At 45.6% G+C, this 12,543-nt stretch carries 11 protein-coding genes; 5 read left to right on the top strand and 6 right to left on the bottom strand.

Going from position 1 to position 12,543, the window contains the following annotated elements; translation table 11 throughout:
* The first annotated feature begins 2 nt into the window (after positions 1-2).
* Positions 3-1,187: a hypothetical protein gene (locus AWH66_RS22470; protein ID WP_063603377.1), complete on the top strand. Its 1,185-nt coding sequence runs from the start codon at positions 3-5 to the stop codon at positions 1,185-1,187.
* On the opposite strand, the gene idi is transcribed toward AWH66_RS22470, so the two are convergent.
* The 6 genes from idi to AWH66_RS22440 all read right to left on the bottom strand — a co-directional run bounded on the left by idi (position 1,184) and on the right by AWH66_RS22440 (position 7,490).
* Positions 1,184-1,720, bottom strand: coding sequence for an isopentenyl-diphosphate Delta-isomerase (gene idi, locus AWH66_RS22465; RefSeq protein ID WP_063603378.1), 537 nt, complete (start codon positions 1,718-1,720; stop codon positions 1,184-1,186). The two genes, AWH66_RS22470 and idi, sit on opposite strands and share 4 nt — an antisense overlap.
* A 187-nt stretch (positions 1,721-1,907) precedes the next feature.
* Positions 1,908-2,549, bottom strand: coding sequence for an START domain-containing protein (locus AWH66_RS22460; protein WP_063603379.1), 642 nt, complete (start codon positions 2,547-2,549; stop codon positions 1,908-1,910).
* Between the two features lie 175 nt (positions 2,550-2,724).
* The gene (locus AWH66_RS22455; RefSeq protein WP_063603380.1) at positions 2,725-3,771 is read right to left on the bottom strand and encodes an ABC transporter permease; all 1,047 of its coding nucleotides are present in this window, start codon (positions 3,769-3,771) and stop codon (positions 2,725-2,727) included.
* 14 nt (positions 3,772-3,785) lie between these two features.
* A complete protein-coding gene (locus AWH66_RS22450) occupies positions 3,786-4,811 on the bottom strand; it encodes an ABC transporter permease (protein WP_088878264.1) in 1,026 nt (341 codons plus the stop codon).
* Positions 4,811-6,319 carry a sugar ABC transporter ATP-binding protein gene (locus AWH66_RS22445; RefSeq protein WP_063603381.1) on the bottom strand — a complete coding sequence of 503 codons (1,509 nt, stop codon included), beginning with the start codon at positions 6,317-6,319 and terminating at the stop codon, positions 4,811-4,813. Before AWH66_RS22445 ends, AWH66_RS22450 begins: the two co-directional genes overlap by 1 nt.
* Positions 6,320-6,464: 145 nt before the next feature.
* Complete coding sequence (locus AWH66_RS22440; RefSeq protein ID WP_063603382.1) at positions 6,465-7,490, bottom strand: sugar ABC transporter substrate-binding protein; 1,026 nt, start codon at positions 7,488-7,490, stop codon at positions 6,465-6,467.
* 434 nt (positions 7,491-7,924) lie between these two features.
* On the opposite strand from AWH66_RS22440, the gene AWH66_RS22435 reads away from it, so the two are divergent.
* The 4 genes from AWH66_RS22435 to AWH66_RS22420 are packed head-to-tail and all read left to right on the top strand — an operon-like array spanning position 7,925 to position 12,527.
* Positions 7,925-8,884 (top strand): sugar-binding transcriptional regulator, encoded by a 960-nt coding sequence (locus AWH66_RS22435; RefSeq protein ID WP_063603383.1) that lies wholly within the window; start codon positions 7,925-7,927, stop codon positions 8,882-8,884.
* Positions 8,885-8,893: 9 nt separating this feature from the next.
* Positions 8,894-9,880: an aldo/keto reductase gene (locus AWH66_RS22430; protein WP_063603384.1), complete on the top strand. Its 987-nt coding sequence runs from the start codon at positions 8,894-8,896 to the stop codon at positions 9,878-9,880.
* Positions 9,881-9,925: 45 nt separating this feature from the next.
* Positions 9,926-11,698: a glycerol-3-phosphate dehydrogenase/oxidase gene (locus tag AWH66_RS22425; RefSeq protein WP_063603385.1), complete on the top strand. Its 1,773-nt coding sequence runs from the start codon at positions 9,926-9,928 to the stop codon at positions 11,696-11,698.
* The gene (locus tag AWH66_RS22420) at positions 11,682-12,527 is read left to right on the top strand and encodes a class I fructose-bisphosphate aldolase (RefSeq protein WP_083400108.1); all 846 of its coding nucleotides are present in this window, start codon (positions 11,682-11,684) and stop codon (positions 12,525-12,527) included. The genes AWH66_RS22425 and AWH66_RS22420 overlap by 17 nt, the downstream gene beginning before the upstream one ends.
* Positions 12,528-12,543: the final 16 nt, after the last annotated feature.

Below are 12,543 nucleotides of genomic sequence, written 5' to 3'. Positions count from 1 at the left end.
TTATGTGGAAAAAGTTAGTCACCACCATTTTTATCATTGGCGCAGCTGTCTATATGGTAGAAGCGAAAGCAGAGATACCTGGACTACAGCCAGAAAAGGACTGGGACTTAACCGGTTATGTGAAATACATGGCGACAGGAGGTATTCCAGAACACGGAGAAAATACCCTAGATCACCTTATACATCAGAGATTTAACTACGAGTATCGCTTTTCTTCCTCATTTCGTTTTAATGCAGGGATGCGCAATAGAGTACTCGCTGGCGATAGCTTAAGTGCGCCTTACTATTCAGAGATTATTGCGGCGGACAATGGATACTTTGACCTATCAAGAAACCTCGTCGATAACGACAACATGATCATCAACAGCCAATTTGACCGTTTGTATTTTGACTGGAAAGGGGATGACTGGAGCTCAAGAATAGGACGTTATCGAGTCAATTGGGCGATGAACACCATTTGGAATCCTAACGATTTGTATAACTCTTACTCGATATACGACTTTGATTATGAAGAAAGGCCAGGAACCGATGCGATATCGCTCAGCCGCAAACTTGGATTCGCGAGTAGTATAGACTTTGTCTACAGTCCCAACAAAGACAGCAATTTACAGCGATATTCTGCTCGCTATCTGTTTAATCACAACGGTTGGGACATGCAGGTTTTAGCTGGACGATCAGGTTTGGATTACGTTGTAGGTGGTGGTTTTGCCGGTGATATTAATGGTGCTGGGTTTCGAGGGGAGCTGACATGGTTTGACCCATGGAAGTCCGAGTATCAAGGTCAATCTTATGAAAAGACCATCGTATCAAGTATTGAAACTGACTATAGTTTTGGTGGAAGGCGCAATTGGATAGGGCGAGCATCGGTACTTTATATTAGTGAACCGCAACAAGCAGTTGATGCTGCGGTATACTTAACTCTACCTCTCACTGCGAGAACTCTGAGTTTTACAAAATTTACGGGCTATGCTGACTTAGGTTTCGACATTACACCATTATCGCGATTTACCGTGTCTGGCAGTTACTATCAAGATGGCTCTTTTTTCGTTGGTTTATCGAACAGCTACTCGCTATCTGACGACTGGCAATTACTTACAGTATTACAGCGTTTTGATGGCAGTTCTGGAAGTTTATTTGGAGCAACCCCTTCAACACTGCTGTTTGCCAACATCAAATGGTCGTTCTAATTACTTAGATGATGAGTCGTTTTTTCTAGAACTAACCGAAACCATGCACTGAAGGTTGCTGGCTCCGCCTTCATCGTTTGCTCGATATCAGACTGCTGCCACCATTCACACTGTTCTGCTTCGTCTACGTTAAGGTCGAAGTCGACCTTGTTCGATTCAGCAATAACCACGTGATCAAGTTCATTCTCAGTTAAACCATTGCTGAATTTAGCACAATAACTAACGGTACCAATATCGATGAGTTCGAGTGGGGTCGTTATGCCAAGCTCTTCGACAAGACGACGTTGTGAAGCCGAGATAATCTCTTCATCTGGACGTGGGTGTGAACAACAAGTATTACTCCACAATCCGCCACTGTGGTATTTGTTGATCGCGCGTTTCTGAAGTAGGAACTCTAGTTGGCCAGCGTTATAACGATAAATAAGCACTGAAAAAGCCAGATGCTTAAGGCCTAAACGGTGGGCTTCCAGCTTCTCTTCGGTGCCGATTGGTTTCCCAAATTTATCGACGACGACAACCAGTTCACAACTCATATTCTATCTCACGCTTGCTTATTGACCGCTTTAAATACTGCGATTTTTCTTTTGTTTCACTGTGCCAACCAGCGAGGGCGCGCATCATAGCACAAAAGAGCAAGTGATGGAGAGTGGAGTCGGAGATTAATTCATAACATTGATACTAAAGATGAAGAGAGATGGATGATTAATGTATTGATTGGGTTCATTCTTTCAGATGTGGATGAGAGTAGCGTTGGTAATTCGGTAATTGATTTCTTAGGTTATTGAACGTCGCTCTAGCACTTTGGGTCGAGAGTTTGTTCATCAGCCAGTCGGGTAATATTCCACCAGGATCTGCATAGGCTTTGTATTCGATAAGTGTCGTACCGTTGGTCAGCTTTTGTAGATTCCAACTCGCATCGACAGAAGTAATTCGAATATAACCCTCTTGTATTGGTAATGAAGATTCAGGAGCATCGTTAATTTCGATAGTGAAACCATAATCGTCGACCCAATACTTCGAGTAGGTAACCATATCGCGGTCTCTCGCTGGCCAAGGTGCTTTAAACTGGGTGTAAACAATGTTCTCGTTGATTGATATTTGCCTTAACACTCGGCTATGGCTGGCGTTATCTATCCAGTTGGGTACGTTTTCACTATCTTCTAATAAGGTTAAGAAGGCACTATAAGTTGTTGGTGTGAACATTTGCGCTCGGATTTCGACTAAGCCATCGGTGTGTTCTCGAGTGTAGATAGTGATTCCGTCATTATCGCTGTCAAATTGCCAATAGCTGTTTTCTTCAGCACTTAATGAGCCTGTAATTAGTATCGCTGAGAACAGTATAATGATGCGTAAAACGTCCATGTTTCACCTGTTGGATGTCGATTTATTGTATTAAGCATATACAATTTTATTCGAAAAATCAGTGTAGTAGACATTTGAAGTAAAAGAATGGAAGCAGAAGTAGGGAAAGGCTTCCCAAATAGTAAGAGCCAACAGGGCAGGGCGCGCTTGTTGGCTCTTTAGGCTATTATGAATATTAGCCTTCGTTACGTTTTCGACTTACCAAGTGATTTGACGCCGCCGCTGCTAATAGCGCACCTCCTATTACCAAAGTTTGGTAGTAGGCTGGCACGAGAGTAAGCATCCCAACAGTCAGCGTCATGATAATCAGCGCACCAACAAATGAACGCAGTACTTTGCCTTCACCGCCACTAAACGCTGTACCACCAATTAACACCACAAGAATCGCGGTCAACTCCATACCGTCACCCGACAGCGGGTCACCAAGCGACATAAAGCTTGAGCGTGCAATGCCTGCGAGCGCTGCAGTTGCTCCGACAATAGCGTAGAGCGTGAAGACGACTAGCCCGGTCTTAATACCTGATAATTTGGCCGCCGTTGGGTTTCCTCCCGTAGCGGCGGCGTATTTACCTAATAGAGAACGGTTTTGTAGGATGATGAGTAGAGCCGTAACACCCACCGCGACCCAAAACGCCATTGGCAAACCAAGTAAAACAGCATCGCGACCATAGTCGTTAAACCAAGCCGGCATTTTTAGATCGCCCATGGACTTGATGGCTGACACGCCATCCTCAACCAAAAGCAGTGCAATGCCTTTATATAAACTCAGGGTAATCAAGGTGGCAATAACGGGCGTGATATTAAACTTTACCACTAACAAGCCGTTGAATGCACCCAGCAATACACCACAAAACACGGTAATGGAGAAAGCTGCCCACATTGGAACACCATTAATGGCAAGAAGGGCATATATGACCGCAGTGAGTCCCATGGTGCTACCAACGGATAAGTCGATGTAACCCGAAACCATAAGTAAGGTAAAAGCACCTGCTAGCACCAACAGTGGGGCGGAGACGCGTAAAATGTTGATGACGTTTTTCTTATAAAGAAAGTTCCCGCGCTCAAACAGTGCGTATTGATCTAAGTTAACGCTACTTAGAAAAATAACAATCGCTGCCAAAACAAAGTAGATGTAATAGTTACGGAAAAACTCGGCCACTTGTCCGCCCAGTGCAGGTGACGGGGCAGATGATGAATTAAGTGAATTGGTTGAATCGGACATAACGTTTCCCTTCCTTATTTGTTTCTAAGGGACAATGCCCAAGTTTGAGCAGTAATCGCTAAGAAAACAGCGACTGCTTTGAGTATGAATTGCCAATCCGGTGAGAGGGTTAACCCAGTTGCAGCCGAGGTTACCACCGCCAAGATAATGGCACCAAAGAACATGCCAATGACTGAACCGAAGCCACCAGCAATAGCAATACCGCCAAGTAGCGCGATAACCAATGCATCAAACTCCATCAGTAAACCGCGATTAGAAAAGCCTGACTTAAACTCAGAGGAGAGCAGGATGCCAACAATGCCGGCCACTAGCGCACTAAATAGATATAAGTAAGTAATGTGTTTGGAATTATCGATACCTGACAGCTTTGCGGCCTCAGGGTTGGCACCAATCCAATAGGTGATGCGGCCAAACACTGTTTTACGCTCAATGAAAATGGCGACAAAAAATAGGATGAGCATAAATAGCACTGGGAACTGCATTGAGGTCCCGAACACTTTCAAATTACCAAGAAGGCCAAACTCTTCGGGCAAATTGGTGTTACGTTGTGAGCCTTGAGTAATCACCTGCGCAATACCTCTCGCCACCATCATGGTACCTAGTGTGACGATGATTGATGGGATGCGAAACTTCACTACGAACAGAGCGTTCAGACCACCGATAGCCAGTGCACCCATTAAAGCGCCGACCACGGCTAACCAATAAGGTAAGCCTAAACCTGTGGACAGAGCAGAACCGCCACCTATGGCTTGAGCAAACCAAACCGACAGCACGCCTGAAAGCGCAACAATACCGCCAACGGATAGGTCAAAGTTGCCTGAAATCAACAAGAAAGAGACGCCAACACCAAGAGAAATCACCGCCCAGTTATTGGTAATCAGATTAAGCATGTTTTGAACTTGGAAAAAGTTCGGGACAAACGCTGACGCAACAAGGAATAGCCCGATAGCGACAAATGCCACTAACAAGGTAATGTACATTTGGTCGCTCACCCTTCGATACTCGACTGGCGAGTGATTAGGCTTTACTGACGTGTTCATTATACTGCCTCCTCAAGGCCACCCGTAGCGGCATTTAAAATAAAGTTAGTGTCGACGTTCGGTCCATTCTTGATTTCAGATACCAGTGAACCGTCATAAAGTAAGAAGATTCGGTCACAAACGCCCAAGATCTCTTCGAGTTCTGTGGAAAACACCGCTACTGAGTTGCCTTCGTTGGCGAGGCTTTTCACTAAGTCATAGATCTCTTTTTTCGCTCCCACATCGACGCCGCGAGTGGGTTCATCGAGCAGCAGAAGCTTCGCCTGTGAGAACAAACATTTAGCGATAACCACTTTTTGCTGATTACCACCGGAGAGTTTCTCTGTATGTTTTTCTATCGAGCTGGTGGCAATAGAGAGCTTATCGACGTAGTCGATCGCCGCATTCAGCTCATCATTTTCTCTGAATACCCCAAAGTCAGACATTCTTGGCAGATTCATGACTGGGATATTTTCTCGAATGGTTAAATTGGTAAATAAGCCTTGAGTACGACGCTCTTCAGGTACGAGGGCAATACCCGCAGCAATGGCTTCACGTGGCGAATTACCAACATCTTTGCCATTGAGTCGAATTGTGCCAGACACTTTGTCGGCACCGAATATCGCGCGTGCGATCTCTGTTTTTCCAGCGCCAACCAAACCATAAAACCCAACAATCTCACCTTTTTTTATATCAAACGAGACATCTTTGAGGCGGTGATTGTTAAGGCGCTGCGCCGCAAGGAATACTTCATCAGTAATGGCATCGCGCGGGGAATAATCATGCATGATGCTGCGACCAATCATCATATCGATAAGCTCGGCGCGACCATCGACTTCAGACATGGGTTTGGTTGCGATGTGTTTGCCATCGCGCATTACGGTGACGCGGTCGCCTAAGGTCAAAATCTCATCCAGCTTGTGAGAGATATAGATAACCGTCACGCTTTGTTCTTGTAGCCTACGAATAACGGTAAAAAGTCTTTCGACTTCTCTTTCCGACAACGCTGCCGTTGGTTCGTCCATGATAATGACGTTAGCGCCAGATGAAGCGGCACGGGCAATTTCAATAATCTGCTTTTGAGCGACACCTAGGGTCGAGACTCGGGCATATGGGTCGATAGACGGCTCGATGGTCGCCAAGGTCTCGATTACGCGATCTTCTAAATCTGATTTGATCAAAAAGCCAAATCGGCTCTGTTCCATACCCAGCGTTAAGTTTTCAAGTACAGTCAATTCATCAACGACGTGTAGCTCTTGGAATAAAGTGGCGATTCCCGATTCACGCGCTGACTGAGTGCCAGTGGGTCGGTAATCCTTACCGTTCACTTTCATTTTGCCTTGAGTAGGCTGAATAGCGCCGGTGATCATTTTTACCAATGTGGATTTTCCTGCGCCGTTCTCGCCAATCAGGCAGTGAACAGTACTTCGTTCAATCGCAAAGCTCACATCGTTAACTGCCCGAACACCGGGGTAGTCCTTAATCAGCCCTTCAATTGATAATACAGGTGTTGAATTGTGACTATTCAAGACGATCTCTCCTTCAGTGGTTGCACCTTCGATACTGCTAGGTCACAGATGACATGACAGATGAAGCGAGTTTTTCCTTAACACTGAGATTTTGAATAAATGAATATATAAGGTCGGCGGTCTAGCCGCCGACCTTAAGCCTGGGTTAGTTACTGAACTGAGCGTCTAGCCATTGCTCTGCAGCAGGTTTTGGCATTGACCAGTAAGAGATGGTGTAAGCCTTGTAGAAGAATTCTTCTGCTTGATCTTTTGTCGGTGCAACTTTTTTGTTGATCACGTCCATAACCAAGTCGATACGACCACGTGCTGTTTCAATTGGTGGAAGACCCATAGAGACTTTTAGGCTTGATTCAGGGTCATAGATTTGACCAAATTCAACCGAGTCAAAGTCAACACTAGCGACGATCTCTGTCACTGGTTTGCCATCTTTGAATTTGCCGCGACCTAGCTGGTTAAGACCTGCCATTGTGCCAACTGTTAAGTTAGAGGCTTCGGAATAAATCAAGTTAACTTCTGGTTGCTGAGTAAGAAGGTCAACGATGATCTGTTTCGCCGCTTCTTGACCACCACTAGCGTCAAGAGCGCCGAGGTTCTTAGCTGTTGGATCAACTGAAAGCACGCCTTCTGCAAATGGGTTAGTTCGACCAGAACTTACTTCGGTATGGTTTGGCCAACCGAGTTGAACCATGACGATTGGCTTGTCAGGATTCGCTTCTTTCCACGCTTTTGCCATTTGTGCGCCCATATCGAAAGAGACGGTCGCTTCATCACTTCGAGCCGTTGGAATGCCGGTATCAGTAATTGGGCTAAAGAAAGACGTCATAGCGATGTTCTCTTCTAATGCTTCTTCAACACCCGGTGTCGCAGCTTCGCCATCCCAAATATGCAGTGAGGCACCGTCAAATGCCCCTGCCGCTACTTGGTCAACGTTTTGCGTCATTACCGCTGAATCGGCTTTGCCATCGAAGATAACTACTTCAGCACCGTACTTCTCTTTAGCGTAGCGCTTTGCTTCCGTCGCTTGAGATTGGTGGAATACATTAGACAAATCAGAAACGAAAAACGCGATTCGTTCGTTTGCATGTGTTGTGGCAGCTAGGCTTGAAGCGACAATAATACTCGTAGCGATAAGTCCTTTATTAAATATCTTTTTCAAAGTCACTGACTTCATAATTTTCTCCATTTGTATTTGCTATTCACTCGTCGTCTTTGGAGCAACATCTGCTTTGCTTCTATAAAACAGCTTCGTTCTTAGTAAGCCAAAAGCAGCACAACACGTTGTTCTCGATGATGTGAATTATCTTTCAGACAGGTGAAATATATTTCACGTGTTAAAAGGTAGTGAACAAAATGTAGCCGGTCAATCCTATATCGATACAATACGTATCACTTTGGTCATTATTTGTGATCTAACGCACTTAAATGGTCAAAACGATACGATTGGTATCATTTTAACTTGTAAAAGTCTTTTTCTATGATTACTTTTTACTCAGATGAAATAAATTTCACACTTGGTTAACCAAGATTGCCAAGATAAAAAGCCATTGAGTGTTAACGAAATGTGAAGCCTATATAAAGGCAGAAAGCAGTAATAAAGGTAGAGATATGACGATGAACGAACGTGACGACATACTGAGACAAACAGCGAAGATCTTAACGTTGCGCTATATGGAAAATCGCAGCCAGTCGGATATTGCTAAGCAGCTTGGGTTGTCCACAGCGAAAGTGAATCGTGTAATTAAGCAAGCGCATGATGATGGTCTGGTTGAGATTACCTTAAAGCTTCCACAAGAAAGAACGCATACCTTAGAACAACGTTTGTTGGATAAGTTTGGTCTGAAAACTGCGGTGATTCAGCCAAGTCTCAGCCAAGATGACGAAGTCGTTACTCGCCAAGTGGCACAAGCCGCAGGTGAACTACTTATAGAAACCATCAAGCCAGACAGCATTATTTGCATTAGTGCGGGTAAAACTATGGCGCAGATTGTTGAGCAGCTAAAACCCATGCACTTTCCGAATGTGAGAGTGGTTCCGGCTACGGGGGGGATTCAGGGGCATCACTTTACGGATGTGAACTACCTAGCAAGCAAGTTGGCAGAAAAGCTAGGCGGAACAAGTACTCAGTTGCACGCGCCGCTTTTCGTTGATACTGACGAACAGCGCAATATTTTGATGGAGATGCGTAGTATTAAGGACGTGCTCGACTTGGCTCGAAATGCAGATATTGCCTTGGTGGGTATCGGTTCCGTCGCTAGTGAAAGCGATAGCTACTATGACCTGCGCTCGTTAAGTGGTCATGAAACAGAAACACTGATCAGCGCCCAATGTAAAGGGGAAGTACTGGCCCACCTTTATGATGCACAGGGCGATAAATGCGCAGAACATATCAACCAAAAACTTATCGGCCTCAATCTTCTAGAACTCAATAGCATTGAACACAGTTTCGGTGTAGCAGCAACTCGCTCTAAAGTGTCTGCCATGTTAGCGGCATTGAGAGGCGGATTGATCAACGGGTTAGTCTCGGACGAAGACACCGTCGCCAGTGTATTAGAACAAGCAGAATAGGGAATCAACATGCAAACTAGAGAAATCGGTAATTCAGGTATTGAAGCATCAGTCATCGGTCTTGGCACGTGGGCAATGGGTGGTTGGATGTGGGGTGGAACAGATGAAAAGGCCTCAATTGATGCCATTCATGCTTCATTAGATCACGGCGTGTCTTTAGTTGATACCGCGCCAGCGTATGGACTTGGTGTGTCTGAAGAAATAGTGGGCAAGGCGATCAAAGGACGCCGCGACAAGGTAGTACTGGCAACCAAATGTGGTTTGGTTTGGCACACCAGTAAAGGTAATCACTTTTTTGATGAGAATGGCAAGCCAGTGCACCGTTATCTTGGCGCTGATGCTATCCAACATGAGGTGGAGCAAAGCTTAAAACGCCTGCAAACGGATTATCTCGATCTCTACATTACCCACTGGCAAGACCCAACCACGCCGATTGCTGAAACCATGGAAGCATTATTGGCGCTAAAGAAAGCCGGTAAGATCCGTGCCATCGGGATAAGCAACGCCAATCAAGCGGAGTTGGAACAGTATCAACAAACCGGCGTTGTGGACGCGGTGCAGGAGAAATACAACCTAATTGAACGTCAGTTAGAGCAAACCTTGTTGCCGTCAACCATCAAAACTAATGTCGCGTGTCTTAGCTATTCATCACTTGCTATGGGGTTGCTGAGTGGAAAAATTACCCCTGAACGTGTTTTCACTGGCGATGACCAGCGTATCACTGATCCTATGTTTACTATCGAAAATCGCCGTTGGGTACAAAAGTTCTGTCAGTCAATCGAGCCGATTGCTCGTCAGAAAAATGTGAGTGTTGCACAGCTAGTGATTGCCGCAACACTGCAACAGCCAGGTATTACTTATGCCCTCTGTGGTGCACGAAATGCAGCGCAAGCAATAGAAAACGCCGAGGCAGGAAGTGTGGTGCTATCTCAGGAAGAGGTGAAGTTTATTGATGCAAAATCCCATGAGTTTTTTGGCGAGTTGGAATTGGCGTAAAGCCGCATCGTAAGGAAAAGCGGAAAACAGTGGCAGGGAGCAACAATGAATAACAACTCAACCGCCTTTAGGCGAATAGAAGAGAATAGTGACTTTGACGCCGTGGTCATTGGCGGAGGAATAAATGGCATTAGCGTTTTTCGAGAACTGGCATTGCAAGGTGTGAAGGTCTTGTTAGTCGAGAAAGATGACTTTTGCTCTAAGGCCAGTGCTGCGCCATCTCGCATGATACATGGCGGACTTCGCTATCTAGAAAATGGTGAATTTCAATTGGTGAAAGAAGCACTCTATGAGCGAAACCGCCTGCTTGATAACGCGCCTCATTTTGTTGCTCCTTTAGAAACTACTATACCTATTTTCTCTACTTGGTCGGGTATGTTTGATGGTTTGTTTAAGTTCTTAGGATTGAAAGACAAGCCTTCACAGCGCGGCTCTGTGGTCATCAAAATTGGGTTGAGCCTTTACGATTGGTTCACCAAGCGTGATCAATTGATGCCAAATCACCAAATGCATTCAGCTCGCTCAACCCAAAAACGCTGGCCAATGATGGGGAGTGACGTCAAGAGCAGTGCCACATACTTTGATGCCTGGATTAGCTCACCCGAGCGCCTCGCCTTGGAATTGATTCAAGAAGGGGTGGAAGCGGGAGGCGTTGCCCTAAATTACACCATGGTCTCTGAGTTAGATCAGGGGCAGCTGACGATTTCTAATCACGATGTTGCGGACGCAATCCAAGTTAAAACGAATCATGTGGTCAATGCGACAGGTGCTTGGGTCGACACGACCAATGGACTATTGACTGCACCTAGCCAGTATATGCAGGGGACGAAAGGGTCGCATATTATCGTCGATAATGCAGAGCTGCTTGCTGAGTTGGATGGCAATATGCTGTTTTATGAAAACAGCGAAGGACGAGTTTGTATCTTGTTCCCGTACTTCGGAAAAGTACTGATCGGCTCGACGGATATCCCAGTAAGCGACCCTGAATCGGTGCGTTGTACTGACGAAGAAATTGATTACATCATCGAATCACTAAGAGGCGTGCTACCAAAGCTGGATATTGAGCGTGAGCAGATCGTATATCAGTTCTGTGGCGTGAGACCACTTCCGTCAGTAAATACCTCAACTACAGGGCAAATCCCCCGTAGCCATTCATTGAAACAAGACAAGATTGGCGACACTCATATCTACTCGCTTATCGGCGGCAAATGGACAACGTTTCGTGCCTTTGGTGAGGAAGTGGCAGATGAACTCTTAGCGTCGCTTGGCAAAACGCGAGTATGCGATACCAAACAAAGAGCGATTGGTGGTGGCGATGGTTACCCTGTCACTGATTCATTAAAAGCGACTTACTTAGCCTCATTGAGTGAGCGTCATCCACAATATTCAGAATGCCAAATCGAAACTTGGTTTCAGCGCTACGGCACCGCTTGTGAATCACTTCTTGGCACACTTCAAGGAATACAAGATAAAGCGTTAGCGTCACTCAATGACTACACCCAAGGAGAGCTCAAGTTCATTCTGGAACGTGAGTATGTATCGACAACGTTAGATGTGCTGCTTCGCCGTACCTCGATAGCGATTGAAGGCAAGTTAACTGCGGAAAGCTTTGAAGAGATCTCTAATTTAGTCGCTGACCACTTTTCTTGGAGTCAAAGTAAGCGCGATAAAGATAGAGCTCAATCGAAGCAAGTGTTACTGGATTTCCATGGCGTTGAATTGGACGCCTTACCAAGAGTTTCAAAACCCAAATTACAACCTACCGTTACGGAAAATGAACAACTATTAGATGGAGAAGATTATGTATTTAACCAGTAAAGTCAGGATGAATCGCCTATTTAAACAGGGGCGTTGTTTGGATGTGGCTATCGACCACGGCGTGTGCAACGAGCCTTCGTTTTTAGATGGGCTGGAAGACATGTCTTCAGTAGTAAAACAACTTGTGGATGCCAAACCAGATGCGATTCAGATGAACGCGGGTCAAGCTGACTTACTGCAAACTGTTGATGGCAAAGACAAGCCTGCGTTGGTCATGCGAATCGATTTGGGGAACCCGTATAACGCAGAACGTCACCGCCACATGTGGGCGCTACTACAAAATGCGGAGCAGCCTCTTATTCAAGCTCTTCAAATGGATGCGGCGTGCGTTGTGGTGAACTTATTCATGCTGCCTGATGAACCTGACTTATTTAAGCAATGTGTTGCCAACATCAGTAAGGTCAAAGCAGAGTGTGAGAAATACGGTATGCCACTGATGATCGAACCATTAGTGATGCAGCCTAACAGTCAAGGACAGGCTTATATGGTCGATGGCGACTGCGAAAAGATTGTCACGCTAGTACGCATGGCACGTGAGCTAGGCGCTGACATTATTAAAGCAGATCCAACGAGCCAAGCGGAAGACTTCCATAAAGTGGTTGAGGCGGCAAGGTGTCCGGTTCTGGTTCGTGGCGGTGGACGTGAAGACATTGAATCTGTGTTTAGCAAAGCGCGAGCACTGTTAGATCAGGGAGCTCTTGGCATGGTGTATGGACGCAACATTTATCAACACCCAAATCCAAGCCGCGTTGTCGACGCTTTGATGGCTATGATTCACAATGGTGCGTCTACCTCAGAAGCAATGAACATCTACATTGGCGATAAATAGCAGATACAGAACTAGA

This window comes from Vibrio barjaei (assembly GCF_001639065.2).
GTDB classification, from domain to species: Bacteria; Pseudomonadota; Gammaproteobacteria; order Enterobacterales; family Vibrionaceae; genus Vibrio; species Vibrio barjaei.
This window is presented reverse-complemented; position numbering and strand designations above follow the sequence as displayed.